At 61.6% G+C, this 20,547-nt stretch carries 22 protein-coding genes and 2 pseudogenes; 21 read left to right on the top strand and 3 right to left on the bottom strand.

From position 1 onward, the window contains the following. Window positions 1–93 precede the first annotated feature (93 nt). From IVB42_RS09235 to IVB42_RS09215, 5 genes and pseudogenes are all read left to right on the top strand, one after another. Window positions 94–228, top strand: a pseudogene (locus tag IVB42_RS09235) (antirestriction protein ArdC); the annotation flags it as partial. A gap of 109 nt (window positions 229–337) precedes the next feature. Further along, window positions 338–580, top strand: a complete 243-nt coding sequence (locus IVB42_RS09230; protein WP_247470069.1) for a hypothetical protein — start codon at window positions 338–340, stop codon at window positions 578–580. Continuing rightward, entirely contained in the window at window positions 580–1,641 is a 1,062-nt protein-coding gene (locus IVB42_RS09225) for a toprim domain-containing protein (protein ID WP_247470067.1), read from the top strand. Before IVB42_RS09230 ends, IVB42_RS09225 begins: the two co-directional genes overlap by 1 nt. Window positions 1,642–1,971: 330 nt before the next feature. Then, window positions 1,972–2,895 (top strand): DUF2493 domain-containing protein, encoded by a 924-nt coding sequence (locus IVB42_RS09220; protein ID WP_247470065.1) that lies wholly within the window; start codon window positions 1,972–1,974, stop codon window positions 2,893–2,895. Between the two features lie 1,161 nt (window positions 2,896–4,056). After that, window positions 4,057–4,377 carry a DUF736 domain-containing protein gene (locus IVB42_RS09215; RefSeq protein ID WP_247392237.1) on the top strand — a complete coding sequence of 107 codons (321 nt, stop codon included), beginning with the start codon at window positions 4,057–4,059 and terminating at the stop codon, window positions 4,375–4,377. A 148-nt stretch (window positions 4,378–4,525) separates the two neighbouring features. Here IVB42_RS09215 and IVB42_RS09210 read toward each other — a convergent pair whose 3' ends face one another. Beyond that, window positions 4,526–4,753 carry a helix-turn-helix transcriptional regulator gene (locus IVB42_RS09210; protein WP_007594546.1) on the bottom strand — a complete coding sequence of 76 codons (228 nt, stop codon included), beginning with the start codon at window positions 4,751–4,753 and terminating at the stop codon, window positions 4,526–4,528. A 230-nt stretch (window positions 4,754–4,983) separates the two neighbouring features. Between IVB42_RS09210 and IVB42_RS09205 the strand changes: the two genes are divergently transcribed. From IVB42_RS09205 to IVB42_RS09145, 13 genes and pseudogenes are all read left to right on the top strand, one after another. Beyond that, the gene (locus tag IVB42_RS09205; protein WP_247392239.1) at window positions 4,984–5,256 is read left to right on the top strand and encodes a DUF2285 domain-containing protein; all 273 of its coding nucleotides are present in this window, start codon (window positions 4,984–4,986) and stop codon (window positions 5,254–5,256) included. Window positions 5,257–5,420: 164 nt separating this feature from the next. Beyond that, window positions 5,421–5,615: a DUF6499 domain-containing protein gene (locus IVB42_RS09200; protein ID WP_247299373.1), complete on the top strand. Its 195-nt coding sequence runs from the start codon at window positions 5,421–5,423 to the stop codon at window positions 5,613–5,615. A gap of 139 nt (window positions 5,616–5,754) precedes the next feature. Further along, window positions 5,755–6,195 (top strand): DUF2285 domain-containing protein, encoded by a 441-nt coding sequence (locus IVB42_RS09195; RefSeq protein ID WP_345946726.1) that lies wholly within the window; start codon window positions 5,755–5,757, stop codon window positions 6,193–6,195. 130 nt (window positions 6,196–6,325) lie between these two features. Beyond that, a complete protein-coding gene (locus tag IVB42_RS09190) occupies window positions 6,326–6,607 on the top strand; it encodes a helix-turn-helix domain-containing protein (protein WP_018454787.1) in 282 nt (93 codons plus the stop codon). A 21-nt stretch (window positions 6,608–6,628) separates the two neighbouring features. Continuing rightward, window positions 6,629–7,509 (top strand): annotated as a pseudogene (locus IVB42_RS09185) (replication initiator protein A). Between the two features lie 165 nt (window positions 7,510–7,674). Then, window positions 7,675–8,139 carry a DUF2840 domain-containing protein gene (locus tag IVB42_RS09180; RefSeq protein ID WP_247403487.1) on the top strand — a complete coding sequence of 155 codons (465 nt, stop codon included), beginning with the start codon at window positions 7,675–7,677 and terminating at the stop codon, window positions 8,137–8,139. Next, a complete protein-coding gene (locus IVB42_RS09175) occupies window positions 8,136–8,648 on the top strand; it encodes a S26 family signal peptidase (protein ID WP_247470063.1) in 513 nt (170 codons plus the stop codon). Before IVB42_RS09180 ends, IVB42_RS09175 begins: the two co-directional genes overlap by 4 nt. Continuing rightward, window positions 8,645–9,532 (top strand): lytic transglycosylase domain-containing protein, encoded by an 888-nt coding sequence (locus IVB42_RS09170; protein ID WP_247361534.1) that lies wholly within the window; start codon window positions 8,645–8,647, stop codon window positions 9,530–9,532. Before IVB42_RS09175 ends, IVB42_RS09170 begins: the two co-directional genes overlap by 4 nt. 199 nt (window positions 9,533–9,731) lie before the next feature. Next, on the top strand, window positions 9,732–10,796 hold the full coding sequence (locus tag IVB42_RS09165) for an IS110 family transposase (protein ID WP_247470076.1): 1,065 nt from the start codon (window positions 9,732–9,734) through the stop codon (window positions 10,794–10,796). A 547-nt stretch (window positions 10,797–11,343) separates the two neighbouring features. After that, window positions 11,344–13,107: a DUF3363 domain-containing protein gene (locus IVB42_RS09160; protein ID WP_247470062.1), complete on the top strand. Its 1,764-nt coding sequence runs from the start codon at window positions 11,344–11,346 to the stop codon at window positions 13,105–13,107. Between the two features lie 37 nt (window positions 13,108–13,144). Further along, entirely contained in the window at window positions 13,145–15,130 is a 1,986-nt protein-coding gene (locus IVB42_RS09155; protein ID WP_247470061.1) for a conjugal transfer protein TraG, read from the top strand. A 6-nt stretch (window positions 15,131–15,136) separates the two neighbouring features. Continuing rightward, complete coding sequence (locus IVB42_RS09150; RefSeq protein WP_018454780.1) at window positions 15,137–15,565, top strand: CopG family transcriptional regulator; 429 nt, start codon at window positions 15,137–15,139, stop codon at window positions 15,563–15,565. Between the two features lie 130 nt (window positions 15,566–15,695). Next, window positions 15,696–17,012, top strand: coding sequence for an MFS transporter (locus tag IVB42_RS09145; RefSeq protein WP_051112976.1), 1,317 nt, complete (start codon window positions 15,696–15,698; stop codon window positions 17,010–17,012). A gap of 10 nt (window positions 17,013–17,022) precedes the next feature. Here the strand turns inward: IVB42_RS09145 and IVB42_RS09140 are convergent, their stop codons facing one another. Further along, window positions 17,023–18,342, bottom strand: coding sequence for a type II toxin-antitoxin system HipA family toxin (locus IVB42_RS09140; protein WP_247392251.1), 1,320 nt, complete (start codon window positions 18,340–18,342; stop codon window positions 17,023–17,025). Then, window positions 18,342–18,593, bottom strand: a complete 252-nt coding sequence (locus IVB42_RS09135; protein WP_247392253.1) for a helix-turn-helix domain-containing protein — start codon at window positions 18,591–18,593, stop codon at window positions 18,342–18,344. Before IVB42_RS09135 ends, IVB42_RS09140 begins: the two co-directional genes overlap by 1 nt. Window positions 18,594–19,033: 440 nt before the next feature. Between IVB42_RS09135 and trbB the strand changes: the two genes are divergently transcribed. Genes trbB through IVB42_RS09120 form a run of 3 tightly spaced genes read left to right on the top strand, consistent with a single transcriptional unit; the run spans window position 19,034 to window position 20,539 of the window. Next, window positions 19,034–19,948, top strand: coding sequence for a P-type conjugative transfer ATPase TrbB (trbB, locus tag IVB42_RS09130; RefSeq protein WP_247470060.1), 915 nt, complete (start codon window positions 19,034–19,036; stop codon window positions 19,946–19,948). Window positions 19,949–19,985: 37 nt separating this feature from the next. Then, window positions 19,986–20,276 (top strand): TrbC/VirB2 family protein, encoded by a 291-nt coding sequence (locus IVB42_RS09125; protein ID WP_018454775.1) that lies wholly within the window; start codon window positions 19,986–19,988, stop codon window positions 20,274–20,276. Then, complete coding sequence (locus IVB42_RS09120) at window positions 20,276–20,539, top strand: VirB3 family type IV secretion system protein (RefSeq protein WP_018454774.1); 264 nt, start codon at window positions 20,276–20,278, stop codon at window positions 20,537–20,539. The genes IVB42_RS09125 and IVB42_RS09120 overlap by 1 nt, the downstream gene beginning before the upstream one ends. Window positions 20,540–20,547: the final 8 nt, after the last annotated feature.

Raw genomic sequence — 20,547 nt, 5'->3', positions numbered from 1 at the left:
ATAATGCGCAGCAGATCGCAAGCCGTTTTAGCCGATCTCCACAAGCCGGCCGCGCTAAGAATCTTCCTTCACATTATGATCTGCTGCTGATTACTTGAAGTCTTGCGCGAGGACAGTCGTGCCATTATCCGGGCTGCCTCCAAGGCCAGCAAGGTTGCCGATTATCTGCTTGGCTTTCTCCCAGAACCCGTCGGCGACATGCCGAGGGAGGACCAGCAGGCGGCGTGAGGTTCTGCTCGCGAGGCGCGGGCACTAGAGTGAGAGGGGGCAGGGTTGTTTCCGCGACGGGTTGGAGGCCGAGAGAGAGGCTCCCGGCTGCCTGTCGTGGAGAATCAGCATGCCAAAAGCTGTCCAAAAGATCACGTCGGCCAATGTCGGAGTGACCCGTGGAAAGCCCATCGAAGTGTCGGGATCCAGTGCCAAGATGCGCAAGAGCTTGCGAGTCTACGGCCTCTTTAGAGAGATCATCTTTTGTAAGCTCCGGATGCTCGTGCGGATGGACGCAAGCGGCATAGAGATGCTGTCGAAGATACTCGACCGGTATCCAGTCGAAGGTGCCAGCTGGCAGGAGGCGGCCTGATGTCCCGCCAACCTTGCGAACTGGCACGCCGCCTTGCGCGAGAGGCGGAGGCTGTATGCCGACACTATCTCTCCAATGGCAAGCGGACGGGGCGGTATTGGGTGGTCGGCGACGTCCACAACAACCCGGGCCGCTCACTATTTGTGCGGCTCCAGGAATCGCCGAAGGGAGCGGCGGGCAAGTGGACCGATGCCGCAACCGGCGCGCATGGTGATCTCCTCGACATCATCCGCGAAACGCTGGCTTTGCGAGACTTTCGTGAGGTCGCCGAGGAGGCGAGGCGCTTTTTGAACCTGCCTTGCTCTGAGCAGAAGCCGGCCCCAAGACCTATTCCCTCAGTCATACCGCCCGGATCGCAGGAAGCCGCCCGTCGGCTCTTTGCGATATCCCGCCCGATCGAGGGGACCATTGCCGAGGCTTATTTGCAGGGCCGCGGCATAACCCGCATCCACCATGGCGGCAGTCTGCGCTTCCATCCGCGCTGCTACTATCGGCCGGACGACCATCTGCCGACCGAAACCTGGCCGGCAATGATCGCCGGCGTCACGAATCTCGATGGTCGCATCACCGGCGTGCACCGGACCTGGCTCGATCCGGACGGCTTTGATCGCGTGCGGCTCGGCAAGGCTCCGATCGATACGCCACGGCGCGCGATGGGCGATCTGCTCGGCAACGCCGTTCGGTTCGGCGTGGTGGATGACGTGCTCGCTGCCGGCGAGGGTATCGAGACCATGCTTTCGCTACGCTATTTGCTGCCGACTATGCCGATGGCGGCCGCGCTTTCGGCTAATCACCTCTCCGCCATGACGCTGGCGTCTAGCCTGCGCCGGCTCTACATTGCGCGCGATGCCGATGCCGCCGGTGGTGCGGTGGTGGCAACTCTCAGCCAGCGCGCAGCAGACGCCGGCATTGAAGCGATCGTGCTGTCGCCCTGGCTGGGCGACTTCAACGAAGATCTGCAGCTATTCGGTCTCGAAGCCCTCCGAGCAGCGCTGCGGTTTCAGCTTGCGCCAGAGGATGTCGTTCGCTTCCTGCATTCGTCGATCGTGGCCGCGGAATAGCTCCCGGTCTTTGATCGACGTTGATGGACCGGTCATAGGCGAGGCCAATACCGGAAGAGGACGCGACCTCGGCCTTCTAGAGGGCGATCGGACGGCAGCCGGCCCGGGCCGGCAATGGCTGCCTCCGGCTATTTTCCGCCGCGCGCCAGCGATGTGAAGACACATCATGCAGTTGGCCGCGCGCTTTGCATCGCGAAGCAAAATAGCCGGCCTCCGCCATCCTCCGCTGCCGCTTCGGCCCTGTCGGGTTCTGGCCCGGTCCGCCCGCCGGCAGAGGATCGCCACGAAGACCGCGATGGTCGCGGCCGATCCGGCAAAGGACCTCTTCCCATGACCGACGATGACGACATCGAACCGCCGCATGCCTCTTCCCCGACCGACCACATCCTCACTGAATTACAGCTGTTTGGCTATCGTCCCTTCGACGACCAACCCGATCCGAGACCGCTCCCGGAGGGCAAGATGATCGTCGGCGCCATAGCGGACATCTTTGATGCTATGGTTGCGACCCTGAACGACACGCGACTTGAGCCGGACCTTGACGATCTGCTCTGGTCGACCGTCAACCTGTTCCATCGTGTCCTCGATCGCATCGAACGGCAGCTCGATAACAACGAACAAGCGCAGCATAAGAGCCAGCGCGAGCAGAATGGCTCGGAAGTGCGATCGGTCGAACTTGAGCGCCTGACGGCTGAAGGCATCACGCTGATCGAGCGCCGCAACTGCCTGGAGCTCTTCCGCGACCAGGCCATCGAGCGATTTGAGGTCCACACCGGCTCAGCCTGGCGCCCACGATCGGGATCATTGGTCAATCACCGAACGCTCACCGCGGCAATGATCGACTCCCGCGACTTCATCGCCGCCAAGCGTCGTTCCGAGACCGAGGTCATGTTGCCACCAGGACCGAAAATTGCACTCACCGGTGGGCTCGACTTCAATGACCATCATCTGATCTGGGATCGTCTCGACAAGGTTCATGTCAAGTATCCCGACATGGTCCTGCTCCATGGCGGCTCGCCCAACGGTGCCGAACTGATCGCCTCCAAATGGGCGACCACCCGCAAGGTACCTCAGATCGCCTTCAAGCCTGACTGGACGAAACATGCCAAGGCTGCCCCCTTCAAGCGCAACGACGCCATGCTCGAACTCCTGCCGATCGGCGTCATGCATTTCCCGGGCACGGGAATTCAGGACAATCTCGCCGACAAGGCGAAGCGGCTCGGCATTCCCGTCTGGAAGTTCGGCGGCGCATGAGCGCCGTCGCCTCGAAGACGCCAAGGTGGAGTTGCACGCCGCAACTCCGCCTCGTTTCGTTTTTACATCGCAAAACTGCGCCGTGTGGTGGTGGAAGGCGCGATTGATAAATCCATGCACATGGAGCCACCACCATGCTTGCCATTGGGCTTGTTCTGGTATCGGTTTGTTTTGCTGGGCCATGTTTGCGCTCGCGGTGTACGCTTTGCCGTTTTTCGTCGCACTCAGTATCGGGACTTTGGCATTTCGCGATGGCGCGGGGCGTCTTCGGCGCACTGCTTATTGGAGTTGCTTCGGGCGCGCTGACGCTTGCCGCTGGTCGGGTCGCCGTTGCCTTTAGTCGGTCCTTGGCCTTGCGCGTCGCCATCGCAACCGTATTCGCGGCCCCTGCGGCAATCGCCGGCTATCATATGGTGTTCGCCCTATCGCAGATCGGTGTGCCGTCGTCGGCTTGGCGCCACGTCTTCGCTTGTTTGGGCGCTGCTTGCATCAGCGGCACGGCATAGGCGCGTTTGACTGTTTTCGCGAACCCGCCCGTCGGAGTCGGTCGGGGTGCTGGAGAATACGGCTCGCCCAGTTCTTCCAGCAGCGACGCACGAGTGATGAGGCTTCGTCGCCATCATCGGCCGAGCAAGACCGCACAGGGCACCACGTTGAACGAGGCGGCGTCGAGCTTGAGCGAGAGGTAACCGCACTTCTCGTCAGAGCGCTCTAAGCAAGCCGTAGCAATCTCTGTCTGATCCACATAGTTGCGTGGAGCGGCGCGCCGCGCTCGATCATTCGTTCCGAGACGATACCGCCCTTTGCGGCAGATTGTTTCTCTTTGTGCGGCGAACCGTACCGACCTCTTGTTCTGCACAATCGAGATTCGCCAAATCTTCTCCCAAGGTTGCGGTTCAGCACGCGGACGCACGTGGCCTCTTTGATGGCTTGATCTGGCCGAAGACCGGCTGCGCCTCGATCGTCTCAGCCGCAACGCCGTTGATGCGACTTTCTTCCCCTGGGCTTGCGCCCATTCCTCGCGAGGCAAGAAAGTCGCAACAACGGCGTCCTCCGCTGCGCTCCGGCCCGCGAGCGGGTGCGTCGCCGATCGTCCTCGGCCTCTAGATCGCCATCGAGGTCGCGGTGGTCGCGGGCTCGAAACACAACAGGAGAAGTGACATGGCTAACATCGGTTCTTTCAAGAAGGTCGGCAACGACTTCCAGGGCGAGATCGTCACCCTGAGCCTGCAAGCCAAGGGCGTCCGTATCGTCGCCGAGACCAACCGATCCAACGACAACGCTCCCAGCCACCGCATCTACGTGGGCCGGGCGGAGATCGGCGCAGCTTGGTCGAAGCGCTCTGAAGAGGGCCGCGATTACTTCTCGCTCAAGCTCGATGATCCTTCGTTCAACGCGCCGATCTACGCCAACCTGTTCGATGATGAAGGCGGCGAGGGCTACACCTTGCTCTGGTCGCGGCCCCGCAAGAGCGGCGAGTAGACGCTCCGCCAAGCCCCGTCCGGTCCGCCGGGCGGGGTGTGGGCGCCTGTTCGAGGCCTCACGCACGGCCGCCGATCCAGCAATCCGGATCGGCGGCCGTGACGCGTGTCCGTGTCGGGCGCTCCCCCGCTACCCGGCTCGCGGAAGTTCATGATCGAACTTTGGACACCTTCTCCTCAAGCAGATCTGCAGGCCGAACCCCTAGAGCTTGGGCAATCTGCCAGATCGTTAGCAATGTAGCGTTCTGCAACCCTCGCTCCATGCTACTCACGAAGGCTCGATCGACGCCCATGCGTTCCGCCACCGCCTCTTGGCTCAAGCCAAGGGCCAGTCGAAATCGACGCGCGTTCGCTCCGAAAACCTTGCGGATATCCATCCGCAGGATAGGAAGCAATCGCGTATTTTGGCGCTACGTGTTATAATACGCGGAGCTGGGTGTTGAAGGTCACGGACGGAGCCTCGATTGCTGAATATGTGGGGAACGCGGCTTCTTGAACGCTCGCCCGAGCTCGTGGCATGCCATATGCTACAGAACGGAACTGTTCGAGCCGGCAAGGCTTTCGCCTCGCAATTTTATTTTCAATCCCGCGCACATAGTAGCCTCTGATGTCAAAGCCGTCGCTGGATCCCGACGTCGCGGATGTCGCGCCGAACGAGCCGGCGCTGACAGCCTATGACGAACAGCATGTCGTCACGTACATTCGCCTTCTGCAGGCGGAGGGCGAGGGGGCGAACTGGCGCGAAGTGGCTCGAGTCGTCTTGCACATGGATCCAGAGCGAGAGCCGGACCGCGCGCGGGCCGCATATCAGAGCCATCTTGCGCGCGCCAAGTGGGTGACTGAGCAGGGACGCCTCTTACGCGGTACTGGCTCAAAATAGAAGAGAATTGCCGACTACAGGCGTGCAGCAAGAACGATTTTCTCCCGCTAACCGGTGGTCATTCTCATGCACCACGTGGTGCCAAACTAGGGGCTTCCTACAACCGCCTCGTTCATAATTATTGCGCCGCAATCTTGTTCGTTAAGTGCAATGGGGCGGAAGCAATGCCTGAATTCGACTGGCGATCGCCGGATTCGTTTAAGAGTCTAGAGAACGCTGAGATCACTGAAATCGCCTGGGTAGGCCTTCGTATGAACGTGGACTACCAACGTGACTACGATGCGATCGTCGCTAGCAGCTCAGACGGCGAGGTGAGCGAGGAATTCAGGAGGAGGTGGGGCCTCTGCTTTCGCGCATGACCCGCAGAGGTCGTTCCACGAGCAGACAATCTTTTGGGCGCCCGAGGTTCTCCCGACCGTCGTCCCGGTCGTTGTAACCGATTCAACGCCTGGTCAAGGCCCAACGCCTCAGCCGCCGCTTGATCCTGCATCTGGTCAGGTGCGCCGTGCCGCTGACGGCTGGCATGCCGTGCTGCAAATCGGTTCGGTGAAGCATCGCATCTGGTCGAAACAGCCGCTGACCGCAGGCGCTCGCTATGCGGCCGATTTGCCATTTGACGGCGATTTCGAGGCGCGCGCGCATGCCGCCACGCGGCTGTGGCGCGCGATGAATGGACGCGCGCCAGGGCCTCCGTTTCATCGCGTGCCCAAACAGCGGCGCGAACGACTGTGCGCAGCCCTTCGCGCGGTCGCCGCGTATCTCGCTGGCGCGACTTATCGCAGCATCGCAGAAGCTCTGTTTGGCAAGCCGCGCATATCCGATCGTGGCTGGAAAACACACGATCTGCGCAGCCGAACCCGTCGCCTTGTACAAAGCGGCCTCGCATTTGTGCGCGGAGGCTATCGCAAGCTGCTTCGGCCGAGGCGCAGGGTCGAGTAGCGCCTTCATGGGTGGCCGAAAATGGACCCCCCAATATTCGGCATCCCCCTCCGAGATCGCGCTTCTCCATGATGACCCCACACACGCCGGCGCCGCCATCCGCGGTGCGCTGTCATCCTGGAGTTCTCAAATGCCCGATTCGACGGCCGGTCTACCTCCGCGATTCCTGCGAACACCGGAGGCTGCGCGTTACCTTGGCCTCTCCGGTCGCACGCTGGAGAAGCACCGCACGTACGGCACCGGGCCGACGTATCGGAAGATCGGCGGACGTGTCGTCTACGCCGTAGACGACCTGAAAGCCTGGGCTGACCTCGGCGCCAAAACGTCGACGTCTGACCCCGGGAAGGGGACCGTGCTGCCGGCAAAGAAGCATCCGGTACTGCGCCCATATGCGGGCCAGGAACGTCGCTAATCGCGGGCGAGGGCAGTGACCATGCGGCGCAAACAACATTCCGAGCGCGATCAGCTGGAGCTCTTTAGGGCGCTACCCGGCGATCTCGCGCCACGCGATTCGCAGGATCTGATGGCTTATCCGTTCTTCTCGCTTGCAAAAACGAAGCGAATTATTCCGATCGACTTCCGTGTCGGCGCGATCTCAATTCGGGTCGAAGCGGTGCCGGAACACGGCATGGCGACCATCTGGAATGCCGACGTTCTGATCTGGGCCGCATCCCAGATCGTCGAAGCCCGTGACAACGGCTTGAAGAACTCGCGCCTGATGGCCGCAACGCCTTATGAAATTCTGACATTTGTCGGCCGCGATACGAGCGCGCGAGATTATGATCGCGTCAAGGCCCGTCTCGACAGACTTCAGTCAACGACCGTCCTGACCTCGATACGTCAGCCGACAGAGCGCCGGCGGCATCGCTTCTTCTGGCTTAACGAGTGGAAGGAGACGGCCGATGCAAATGGCCGTCCATTTGGGCTCGAGCTGATCCTGCTTGATTGGTTCTATGCCGGCGTCATCGATGACGCGCTCGTGCTCACGATTGACCGCGGCTATTTCGAACTTACGGGCGGGCTTGAACGGTGGCTCTACCGCCTCGCGCGCAAGCAGGGTGAACGTCAGCACCGCGGCTGGAGTTTCGACCTTGTACGCTTCCATACCAAGTCCGGCATCCTCTCCCCGCTCGAGCATTTTAGTTCCGACATACGGCAGATCGTCCAGCGTCAGACATTGCCCGGCTATCGGCTCGTGCTCACGCGCGATCCGAGCGGCACAGAGCGGCTGAACTTCGTGCCCACGCTCGTTGCTCCCTTAACGGCACGCCTTCGTCGGCGCGGACTCACTCCAATTCGGAGGACAACCTGTGAATCAGTTCGTGCTATCGAGGGATGCAACCTTCGTGCCATCAGGGACTCGATCTTCGTGCATTGGCGAGCGCGGGCTGGGAGTCGTGCTTGCCTTCGCCTGCCGCATACGTACTTCGCCGAGCGCAAAGCTTACGGCTCTCAGCTCCAGCATCAAGGAGCCGCTGCATGAGTGACCTCACCGAAGTAGAAATCTTGTGGCTTGAGATGCGTATCGAAAACCGCATTCGGTTCGGTCGCATCGTCAAGGAACGGAAGCTTGATGGTCACCGGCGTGTACTGTCATTCGCGCCTGGCAGCATCTTTGCCTTCGTCCGTTGGACCTCCAGCGACTTTGGCACGATCATCTCGCGGATTGACATCTTGCGCGCGGTCGCACCAGGACAGCGCTGCTCGACCGTGCCGTATGTGAAGCCGGGCGGAGAGATTTTGCTGCGGCTCTCCGGTTGGCCGAAGGTCGAACGGGTGCTGCAGATGGTCGATGCGGTCGAAGCGCTCGGCATCGATCCCGCCGATGTCGCTCCTGATCATTGGCATCACGTTCATAACCGTCTGTCCGTGAACGAAAATCCGCGTCCGTATACGAAAGCGCGCCATCAGGCGTGGCTTAATCGTCAAAAGGTGATGCGATGACGTGCCGTTTCATCATGCTGATAACGACGTTCGTGGTTGCTGCCGCCCTTGTCACGACAATCTTTCTGGAGCCGCTTCCGCTCTACATCTGGAATGCATCGACGAGCGTACCTATCGGTCTCTATCGCTTGCGATCGGCAAAACTCTTTCGTGTCACAGAGCTGGTCGCCATTCAGCCGCCGGAACCACTTGCGACCTTTCTAGACCTGAACGGCTATCTGCCGGTCGGCGTCCCCATGCTCAAGCGGGTCTTGGCGCTGCCGGGGCAGACGGTCTGCAGAAGCGGTCTCACTATTTCCGTGAATGAAATTGAAGTCGGCGAGGCCCGGGATCGTGACGGACGCGGCCGGCCGCTGCCGAAATGGCAGGGCTGCCGAGTCGTCGGGGAGGGCGAGCTCTTTCTCATGAATTGGCAGTCGGATGACTCCCTTGACGGCCGATATTTTGGATTTCTTCCGGCGTTGGGCGTGATCGGCCGTGCCCTCCCGGTGTGGACGTGGGAGGAGTGATCGTGCGTGTTCTACGTTTCCGTTCTGCCATTCCTCTGTTCGATCAAGTGCAGGACCATTCCTCCGTCTCGACCAAAGCTTGCAAAGCCGACGCGCGCAGCGGCGGTCCAGCGCGGCCGAAAGGCCGGCGCGAAGCGGCTTTACCCTGGACGGGCGCGAGCACGCCGGCACTCTTGCATTTTTTCGAGAGGAGCCTGTGCGCTGCCGTGCCCCTGTTCGTGGCACTGACTGTGAGTAACGCTGCTGCTGTCGCCGAGACGCGACCGGCAGAGCTCACAGCGAGTTATCGAACTGGCAATTCATTTGCGGATTTCGTTGAAGCGGCCTCGCGTCGCTTTGGCATGCCGGTGCGCTGGATACTGGCAGTCATAGACGTCGAGAGCGCCGGAGACATGCGCGCCAAATCACCCAAGGGCGCCATGGGGTTGATGCAGATCATGCCAGAAACCTGGGCGGAGCTACGTCTGCGGTACGACCTCGGCAACGATCCTTACGATCCCCATGACAACATACTTGCAGGTACGGCGTACCTGCGCGAACTGCGCGACCGTTACGGTGCGCCGGGCTTGTTTGCAGCCTACAACGCGGGGCCTGCTCGTTACGATGAGCGTCTCGCCGGCCGCCCATTGCCAGTAGAGACCGAAGCCTATTTGCGGAAGCTCGCGCCAGTCATCGGCAGCGACCTTACTACTTCCAGCGCAGTCGCTCGTCTGCGGTCATCCGCTGGAGAACTCTTCGTTGTGCGGCCTGAAAGCCCAATGAGCGCTGCCAGGCGTCCACCGAAACGGGCTCCGACGGCTGCCTCGATTCACGACGTCTCGGCCATTGTGCCACAAGCAACAGGGTTGTTTGTTGCGAGATCTGGTGCGGGAGGCGCGCAATGATGGAACGCGCAAGCTCGCATGCGTTGGCGTGCTCTGGAGAAGAACGGGCGGAATGGGGAGAGCGGTGGGCAAGCACGACAGCAGGACGGCTCTTCAAATCGGGCTTCGAGAAACCGGTGCACGACGATAGCCGCCGTGTGGCCGAATCCGGAGCCTGGTGCAACGACTTAGGCCTTCGTTGCCACACAGGAGAGCTCCGCTGAAGCTATACGTTGGGTCGGATGTCGGTCTTGAAGAAACTAGTCATTGCATCGTCGATGGCGAGGGTCTCACTGTCCATGAGCTCAAGGTGAGCACCGAGCCAGCGGCGATCCGCTCCGCAGTAGAGGGCTACGCGGATCGCCTCGAGCGAGTGGGCGTTGAGGCGTCATCCCTTGGTATCTGGCTGTATCGTGAACTTCAGCCGGCCCGGCTTCCAATCATTGTTGTTGAAGCGCGCCGCATGCGCGTTTCATTGTCGACAATGCGGAACAAGACCGACCGGAACGACGCGCGGGGTATCGCGCAGATGATGCGACTGGGTTGGTACCGCGCCCTTCATGTCAAGAACATCGACATGCAGAAGATGCGCACCTTGTTGACCAGCCGGAAGCTGTTGAAGCGCAAACTGATCGATCTCGAAAACTACATTCGTGGTGCGCTGCGGGCCTATGGATTGCTCGTCGGAGCCGTCGCTCGAGGGGCCTACGAAGCACGCGTCCGCGAGCTGATCGAGCACAGCGATCCGATCTTTGTGATGACCATCGAGGCCATGCTGGACATGCGTCGCGCCATCCTCGAGGGCGACGATCGGCTACATCGTGTGCTGTTGCAAGTGGTCCAGCATGACCCCGTCTGCCGGCGTTTGATGACGGTTCCCGGCGTCGGTCCCGTCGCGGCTCTGTCGTTCAAAGTCGGCGTCGACGACCCCCATCGCATTGCGCGATCACGAACGGCCGGCGCCCATTTTGGTCTAACGCCGAGGCGGCACCAGTCCGGCACGTCGATCGACTTTGAAGGGCGCATCAGCAAACAGGGCGACGTTGCCGTCCGAGAGGCGCTTTGCGAGGCAGCCGCAAGCCTGCTGCTGCGGGTCAGAAAATGGTCGGCCCTGCGAGCGTGGGGCCTGCGGATCGCCAAACGGTCCAGCATGTTGTGCGCGATCACCGCGGTGGCGCGCAAGCTCGCCAGCATTCTGCACCGGATGTGGGTCAGCGAGACCGACTTCCACGTCGGGTTTGGCGCAAAGATCACGCAGCGGCTGCGGTTGAAACCGGCGGAGTAGCCGCGGTGCAGGTGACGATAGATTAGCGCTGGGTCTGCGCCCGGCATGTTGAGGAGGAACGTAACTACAGATCCGCGCGCGCGGTGAGCGTCCCCTGGCGGGCCGCGAAACGGGAAATGTCCGCTATCGCTTGCCTGCTGCCGCCCTTCGGGGACGAGAGCGCCGGACTGCTTGGACATCCCTGTTTACGAACCTGATGAAGAGCATGCGACGGCCGAAGTGCTGAACGCGAAGGAACGCACGGACCCCGCCTGGTGAATGCAAGTGGCGTACGCGGCTGCGGTGAAGTTGCGCGTTGTTGGTGCAGGGAGTCGGTAATGACTGAAGTTCGAAGAGTCGAAGAAAAGCGTAGGAATGAGTTGACTTTGCCCGCCCGATTAGGAAGGCGAGATAAAAGGGGCTCGCCGGTCGAACCGCAAGCCATTGACATGGCTTGGGTCCTGGCGTGCCGGTCGGTCGGAGCGCGTGCCGCGCGTTGGATTTTGGCGAATGCAATCAAAGGCGTTTTCGGCACTGTGTGCGCTTTTGTTCGTTGGGAGGCCCTGCCATGAGCGTGGGCGACAGCGATTTACGTATTCGGCCTGGGCGTATCCGGAGTACCCGCTCGCCGAAGCCCAAGAGCTTTATCAACCAGGTGCTACATGCCGCGACGAAAGCCGGTCACACCTCAGGACAGGCCGCGGCTGGCAGGCGTTCTGTTGCCTATGGGCGCTCCACGTTTGGCCGCGGGCGCCTCGCCTTTAGCCGCGCCAGATTGTTCAGCCCGGCACGACGCGTTGTGGCGAAGGCGCGTGTTGTCCGGCACAAGGGCCGAGCCTTCCGTTCAGCACCACTGACCGCCCATCTTTCGTATCTCAAGCGCGACGGCGTGACTCGAAGTGGTGAGCGGGCCGAGATGTTCGATGGGGGCAGCGACCGCGCCAATAGCGCAGCCTTTGCTGACCGGTGCAAGGACGACCGGCATCATTTCAGGTTCATCGTCTCACCAGAGGATGCAGGCGACATGACCGACCTGAAGGCCTTCACCCGCGATCTCGCGAAGCAGATGGAGACCGATCTCGGTACGCGGCTCGATTGGGTGGCCGTCGATCACTGGAACACGGATAACCCTCACGTCCATCTTCTCGTGCGGGGAGTAGATGAGCAAGGGGCAGATCTCGTGATCTCCCGCGACTATATCAGCCAGGGCCTGCGCTCGCGCGCCGAGGAACTGGTCGCCATCGAACTGGGCCCAAAACCCGAGCACGAGATCCGCAATTCACTGGAGAGGGAGGTTTCGGCTGAACGATGGACGCGGCTCGATCGGGAGATCCGGCTGGCGGCCGATGAGACCGGGTATGTCGATCTTCGGCCAGAGAATCCCGGCAAGTCTGATCCCGAGGTCCGGCGCCTGATGGTCGGCCGCCTGCAGCATCTGGAGAAGATGCGCCTTGCCGTATCCGCCGCACCAGGCGAATGGATGGTCGGCCTCGAGGCCGAGCGCAGCTTGCGCGACCTCGGCATGCGCGGCGACATCATCAAGACCATGCACCGCGCCTTTACCGAGCGTGGAGAAGCGCGCGGCGTTGCCGACTTTGTCATCGAAGGTGGACAGCCTTCGTCCCAGATCATCGGACGGCTGGTCGATCGGGGATTGCACGATGAGTTGACGGGTGAGGCTTACGCCCTGATCGATGGAACTGACGGACGCGCGCACCACGTCCGCTTCCGAGGGATCGAGGCCTTCGAACAGGCGCCGCCGATCGGCGGCATTGTCGAAGTCCGGCGCTTCGGCCAAACCGGCGATCCGCGCCCCACCTTTGTGCTCGCGACCCGCTCCGATCTCGATCTCAGTGGGCAGATCACCGCAAGAGGAGCAACCTGGCTTGACCACAGGCTGGTCGAACGCGACCCCATGCCGCTCGCCATGGGCGGATTCGGCCGCGAGACCCGCGACGCCGTGGAAGCCCGTACCAAGCATCTGGTTCAGGAAGGTCTGGCGCGCCGGAAGGGCCAACACATCATCTTGCAGCGCGACCTTCTGGACACGTTGCGCCGACGTGAACTGGACGAGGTGGCGGCAAAAGTCTCGACCGACACCGGCCTGCCTTACGTGAAGGCGGCCTACGGGGAGCATGTGGCGGGCACCTATCGGCAGCGCCTGACGCTCTCCTCGGGGCGCTTCGCCATGATTGATAATGGGCTCGGCTTCCAGCTCGTGCCTTGGTCGCGCGAGCTCGAGAAGAGGCTCGGCCAGCACGTCACCGGCGTCGTGAAGGACGACGGTGGCATCGAATGGGGCTTTGGTCGGAAGCGCGACCTCGGCCTCTAGCATTCTCTCCACTGCAGTTGCGCAAAGGACTTTCGCGATGTCTGGAACCAAGATCCTCTGGGGACAGGTGATCGTTGTCGGCCTGATCGTCTTGCTGGCCATCTGGGGCGCGACCGAGTGGACGGCTTGGCGGCTCGCCTGGCAGCCCGAATTGGGACGTCCCTGGTTCGAACTGGCGGCCTTCAAAGTCTACTACCCGCCTGTCTTCTTTTGGTGGTGGTTTGTCTACGACGCCTATGCGCCGCACGTCTTTGTTGAGGGCGCCTTCATCGCGGCGTCGGGGACATTCATTTCGATCGCCGTGGCGATTGGCATGTCGGTCTGGCGGGCGCGCGAAGCCAAGAATGTCGAGACCTATGGCTCGGCGCGCTGGGCTGATGCGGGAGAGGTTCGAGCGGCAGGGCTCCTCGGTCCAGATGGCGTGGTGCTCGGTAAGCTCGACCGCGACTACCTCCGGCATAACGGACCGGAACACGTCCTGTGTTTCGCGCCCACCCGATCCGGCAAAGGCGTCGGTCTTGTCGTTCCCTCGTTGCTGGCCTGGCCCGGCTCGGCCATCGTTCATGACATCAAGGGCGAGAACTGGCAACTGACCGCCGGCTTTCGCGCGCGGCATGGCCGCGTCCTGCTGTTCGATCCGACGAATCCAAAGTCGTCAGCCTATAATCCGCTTCTCGAGGTCCGTCGTGGGGAGTGGGAGGTTCGCGACGTTCAGAACGTGGCCGATGTCCTGGTCGACCCCGAAGGCTCGCTCGACAAGCGGAACCATTGGGAGAAGACCAGTCATTCGCTCTTGGTCGGCGCCATTCTCCATGCCCTCTATGCCGAGGCGGACAAGACCTTGGCTGGCGTGGCCGCCTTCCTGTCGGACCCGAAGCGGCCGATCGCAGCGACGCTGAAGGCGATGATGACCACGCCACACCTCGGCGAGCATGGCCCCCATCCCGTGGTCGCCTCGACCGCACGTGAACTACTCAACAAATCCGAGAATGAACGCTCCGGCGTCTTGTCCACTGCCATGTCGTTCCTCGGGCTCTACCGGGATCCTGTCGTGGCCCAGGTGACCCGACGTTGCGAGTGGCGGATTGCAGATCTGATCGCTGATAGCCGGCCGACGACGCTTTACCTGGTGGTGCCACCCTCCGACATCTCGCGGACCAAGCCGCTGATCCGCCTGGTGCTAAACCAGATCGGCCGGCGCCTGACCGAGGATCTGCACGCCCGTGAACGGCGGCATCGCATCCTGATGATGCTGGATGAGTTCCCAGCGCTTGGGCGGCTTGATTTCTTCGAGTCCGCGCTCGCTTTCATGGCGGGGTACGGGATCAAGAGTTTCCTGATCGCGCAGTCGCTCAATCAGATCGAGAAGGCCTATGGGCCCAACAACGCCATCCTCGACAACTGCCACGTCCGGGTCAGCTTTGCGACCAATGACGAGCGGACCGCGAGGCGAGTATCCGATGCGCTTGGTACGGCGACGGAGATGCGCGCGATGAAAAACTATGCCGGACACAGGCTAAACCCGTGGCTCGGGCATCTGATGGTCTCGCGGCAGGAGACGGCGCGCGCGCTTCTGACTCCTGGCGAAGTCATGCAGCTTTCGCCGTCGGACGAGATCGTCATGGTGGCGGGTACGCCGCCGATTCGAGCTCGGAAGGCTCGCTACTATGAAGATCGGCGGTTTACCGAGCGGGTCTTGCCGCCGCCCGATCCAGCCGCATCCGGCCGGTCACCGCGAACGGACGGATGGTCTGCATTGGGAGCGCCCAAGCCGGCGTCGCTTCCAAGCGAAAGGGGGCGAGCGGAGGAAGATTCGGCGAATAGCGGCCTTCGTCGCGAGCCCGAACTCCCCGATCACGTCGCGATCGCCAAGGAGACGGCCGAACCGACGCCGGCCGAGGAATTTGCCGTCGTTCTTGACGACGACGAGGACGCGGTCCGCCAGTCCCGGCTTCTCCGTCAGCAAATGCGCGGCGTCGCCCGTCAAGCCGCTATGGACCCGAATGACGGCATGGAGCTCTGAGACACTATGCGCGACCGGATGAACGTGTATTTCCCGCCGGAGCTTCTCAAGCAGGTCTCGGATCTGGCGGATCGCCAGAAGCTCTCGCGGTCTGCGATCGTGGAGGCGGCCGTTGCTTCGTTTCTGTCGCCGGATGGATCGGACAGGCGGGAGGCGGCGTTTACCCGTCGCCTGGATCGGCTGTCGCGTCAGATGCAGAGACTGGAGCGTGACGTTGGTTTGACAGCCGAGACCCTGGCTCTCTTCGTCCGTTTCTGGCTGACGGTTACGCCACCGCTACCGAACGACGCGCAGGCGGCTGCACAGGCAAAAGGCCGGGAGCGGTTTGAAGGATTTGTCGAGGCGCTCGGGCGTCGTTTGCAAAAGGGGCAGAGCTTTCTGCGTGAGATACCGGAAGATATCGTCCGTCAGGAGCCCGCCGGCGGACCTGACTGATCGCTCTCAATGCGCCATCGCGCGAACCCTTCTTTTTCTACGCCAGCCTACGACCAAAGTGATTCAGCCGAGCCTATAAAAAGCTGGACGCGCTATCGGCTCGAATGAGTTGATGAGCAAGAGGGTCGGCATGCAAGTTACAAGGACGTGGCGTCTCACCGTGCGCGTATTTCTACCGTTTGCTGCTGGCTACTATCTTTCGTATCTATTTCGGACGATCAACGCCTTGATCGTGAGTCATCTCAGCTCGGATGCCGGGCTTGGGTCAGCCAACCTCGGACTGCTTACGTCAGTCTATTTCCTGGTCTTTGCGGCGGCTCAGATCCCGGTCGGTATATTGTTGGACCGCTTTGGTCCGCGTCGGGTCCAGAGCGCGCTGCTCTGGTTCGCAGCACTGGGCGCCGGACTGTTCGCCGTATCGACCGGCTTCCTGTCGTTTTTGATCGCGCGTGCGATGATCGGGCTTGGCGTCGCGGGGGCGCTGACGGCAGGACTTAAGTCCATCATCCTTTGGTTCCCCAGGGAGCGAGTTGCCTTGCTCAACGGCTACATGATCATGCTGGGATCACTAGGAGCGGTGACCGCCACAGTTCCCCTCGAACACCTGCTCGCTTGGATGGGCCGGCGGCAGCTCTTTGAGGTCCTGGCGGCTGCGACAGGTGCCACAGCGATCCTCATCTATGTCGTAGTTCCAGAACAACGCGTTATCCCATCGAAAGCACCAGTCTCCGCCACCCTGGGATCCGTTTTCAGCGACAGGCGCTTCTGGCGGATAGCCCCGTTGTCGGCGACTTGCGTTGGTTCAGCTTGGTCGCTGCAGGGATTGTGGGCATCACCGTGGCTTGCAGACGTGGAGGGGCTCGATCGCGCAGGCCTCGTCAGACAGCTGTTCATCATGTCGATCTTTCTCAGCGGCAGTGCCTGGTTGTTCGGTATGACGATCCATCACGTCAAACGAACAGGCCTCACGGCTGAGACGATATTCGCGATGCTGGCCGTGCTGTTTATCGCAGCCGAGCTAGCCTTGATCCTGCGAGTACCTCTGCCGTCCATCTTGCCCTGGTCGGTTGTCGCAATCATCGGAACGGCAACTGTGGTCAGCTTTGCCGTGATAGCTGATTATTTTCCGTCGGAGCTTGCCGGCCGTGCCAATGGCGCCTTGAACGTCTTGCACTTTGGGTGGGCATTTCTGGCACAATATGCGACCGGAGTGATCCTGGAGCAATGGTCCACGAACGATGGCCATAGGTCGATCTTGGCTTATCAAGTCGCGTTCAGTCTCAACGTAGCGCTGCAGATCGCGGCGTTGGTTTGGTTCGGGCTACCTTGGATCCAATCCTTTGCTTGCTGGATGAATTCAGTCCCTTCCACCATGCCGGTCAGCGCTTTCGATGTGGTCGAAGCAAGCATTTTCTGCGAGCAATCGGACGGCGAGGTGGAGTGGTGACCCGCGCGACCTAAGCGCCACTCTCCGTCGTGACGAGGCTGTTGAGGCGTCGCTTGGCGCCGGTCGCGATGGATTCTGCCATCGCCTGCGGGAAATCCTTCGGCAGCTTCGCAATCGTTGTGTCGATCTTCGTGCCAGCCGTATCCGCGAGCTCTTCGATGATACCGCGAACCACGCTGTCGGGCAGGCCGCAAGTCTTTGCGGTTTGCACGAAATGTCGGCCGAGAATCGTGTGTACTACGTAGTGGCGACTATTGCCGATCGCCATGGCGAGCTTCATCTGGTTTTGCGTGATCTGCTTGGCATCGAGGCTCGGTTGCGTTGAGATGATGTCGTACAGCGGCGCGAGGACGAATCGTCCGCCGGGCGAGAGGTGGATGCTGAAATTCTTGGCGTGGCCGTCAGTAGCCGCCAGAAGCCAGAAAACGATTTGTGCCTTGAAGAAGGTCGCCTGGTCGGTCGCCGGTGTATCGCTGCCTTTGAGGAGATCAGAGATATTTCGGATGTCCGGGCCGCCGTCCGATTCGTATTTGCGCCCGGGCGGGACGGAAAGCGCCTGACAGCAATCTTCCTGTGGCAGGCGCAGAAGCCGTCCGTCGTGCGCCCATGTGCGGTCGAAGCGCTCAACGGCGAGCACGCGCCTCCCCGCGAAATCAACGATGCGCGACTTGGCGACGGGCAAGTCGAGCGCGGCGACGAGCTTCAGGCAGAGATGCTCGTTTTCAACGCTGTGGGTCAGGTCGACGCCGCTCGGTAACCTGCCGATCTGCGGTTTGATGATGTGCGTGGTGGCGGTCGTGCCGTGCGGCACATGCCACTTGTCCTTCCAGTAGAGAAGGGCGGTTTTTTCCTGGGCTCCAGCCAGAGAGATACGAAACTCCTGATCGGGACCGATGCCGAGCGGATTGTTGGCGAGATTGGCAAGGATCGCCGCGATGTCCTGGTCGCTCGCGACGCGAGCGTCAATCGCGCCCGCCGCTCCGGGTGCCGTTCCATCCGGAAGGAATTGCAGGGCGCCGACACAGTCGCGGCCGATCGCGGAAAGCAGGCTGTAAGCATCGGCTCCGCCGGCATGCGCGCGTTCGGCGACACGCCGGCGGATGTCGTCGTTATCGGGAAGCAGGTTATCGAAGACTGCAATGACGGGGTCACCGATATAGCGGTCTTCGCGTAGAGGCATCGATACCGAGACCGGGATGGCGTTCTCCCATCCCAGCCAGGCTTCGTCGTATTGGAAATCGATGGCGCCGCTGCTCTCCCGCCGCAGCCGCCCGACCAGACGAGCGTTCAGGTAGACGTTGAGAGGCGCTCGGATAGGACGGCGTCCCATCAGAACAGATCCTCGATGGCTTTGGCCGACACCTTCGTGCGTGGTCGGAGGACCAGTTCCAGGTCGAGCGCGGCCAGCGCATCCATGAGGATGCGCAGTTGCGTCGCTGGTTCGCCGGCCTCCAGCTTCGAGACAGTCGCTTGGCGCGCGTGCATCTCGTCGCCTAGGCCGCGCTGGGTGAGTTTTTTTTGCCGGCGGTGCCGCTTAATGGCGGCGCCAAGCTGCTGCGGGGTGCGAGCGATCGTATCCATTGGAGCTTGATACGGGAACGCGTATAAAATGTCAATATACGTGGATGCGTATATCGATAAATATACGATATCGCGTATAGGATATTAATATACGCAGTCGCGTATAGCGCTTTGGCCCGATCACACCGCAGGCGGACGTTGCAGTGATTGAATGAATAGCGCCGGCGCCACGGTCATACTATGAGCGCGTATGATGAGGCCGAGTGGTGAGCAGCAACTCGCAAGCGACCCGGTGCGATTGAGTAAGCCTCAAACATCGGTTCTCGGTCTTTCTTTTTCTACGCCAGTCTACCATCACCGAAAGCGCTCGTTGCGCCAAGCCCATTGATGCCTTTTCTAATCATCCCCACCTGAGGGCCCGCTGTGGAGGTCCTCATTCGGTGGGGACGTCGGTGGCAATCCATTCCATCCAATCGGAAGCGAATTCGCGCGGTGCGCGAATGCTGCGTAGCGCGCTTGGCGCGGCGATTGCCAGCTACCTCGAGGATGAAACGATCATCGAGGTGATGCTGAACCCGGATGGGAGGTTGTGGATCGATCGGTTGTCGAGCGGCTTGATCGATACAGGCGAAACTTTGTCCGCAGCAGATGGCGAGCGCATTGTTCGCCTGGTGGCGCATCACGTCGGTGCCGAGGTGCATGCCGGCGCGCCTCGGGTCTCGGCCGAATTGCCCGGAACCGGGGAGCGCTTCGAAGGTCTCTTGCCTCCCGTCGTGGCAGCTCCGGCGTTCGCGATCCGCAAGCCTGCTGTCGCCGTCTTTACGCTCGACGACTACGTCGCCAGAGAGATCATGTCCTCGAAGCAGGCCACAATCCTGAAGGGTGCGGTCGCCGCTCGTAAGAATATCCTTGTCGCCGGTGGGACATCGACCGGCAAGACAACGTTGACGAATGCGCTCCTGGCCGAGGTGGCAAAGAGCTCCGATCGGGTCGTTCTGATCGAAGACACGCGCGAACTTCAGTGCAAGGCGCCCAATCTTGTAGCGCTGCGGACCAAGGACGGCGTAGCCACGCTGTCGGATCTCGTCCGCTCCTCGCTGCGCCTCCGTCCTGACCGCATCCCGATCGGCGAGGTCCGCGGGGCCGAAGCTCTCGACCTTCTCAAGGCGTGGGGCACCGGTCACCCCGGCGGCATTGGCACCATTCATTCAGGCAGTGCGCTCGGCGCTCTGCGGCGTCTTGAGCAGCTGATCCAGGAAGCGGTCATCACGGTTCCGCGTGCCCTGATCGCCGAGACCATCAACGTCGTCGCCGTGCTTGCGGGGCGCGGCGCCGATCGTCGCCTCGCAGAACTCGCTCTCGTGACGGGGCTTGGTGCCGCCGGCGACTACAGCCTTTCATCAGCAGGAGACTGACATGCGTCCACGATTTCGTATCCTTGGAGAAGCTGCTTTGCTGGCGATTGTCAGCCCGGTTGTTCTGACGACAGCGCCCGCATGGGCGGCCGGCTCGAACATGCCATGGGAGCAGCCCCTCAATCAGATCCTGCAGTCGGTCGAGGGGCCGGTCGCCAAGATCATCGCCGTTATCATCATCGTCGTAACCGGACTCACGCTCGCGTTCGGGGATTCGTCAGGTGGCTTCCGCAGGCTGATCCAGATCGTGTTTGGTTTGTCGATCGCATTTGCGGCCTCTAGCTTCTTCCTGTCGTTCTTCTCGTTCGGCGGCGGCGTGGTGATCTGATGGACGAGGCGGCCGCAGGTTTTGTCGTGCCGGTTCACCGTGCGCTTACCGAGCCGATCCTGATGGGCGGTGCGCCGCGGGCGGTCGCCATCGTCAACGGCACGTTGGCGGCAGCTCTTGGACTCGGACTGCGGCTCTGGATCGCAGGTCTTGTCCTCTGGTTCATCGGCCACATGGCCGCCGTCTGGGCCGCCAGGCGCGATCCCGCCTTTGTGGATGTCGTGCGGCGCCATCTGCGCATTCCCGGTCATCTCAACCTCTGAGTTCTCGG

The organism is Bradyrhizobium sp. 45, assembly GCF_023073155.1.
Lineage (GTDB): Bacteria > Pseudomonadota > Alphaproteobacteria > Rhizobiales > Xanthobacteraceae > Bradyrhizobium > Bradyrhizobium canariense_D.
This window is presented reverse-complemented; position numbering and strand designations above follow the sequence as displayed.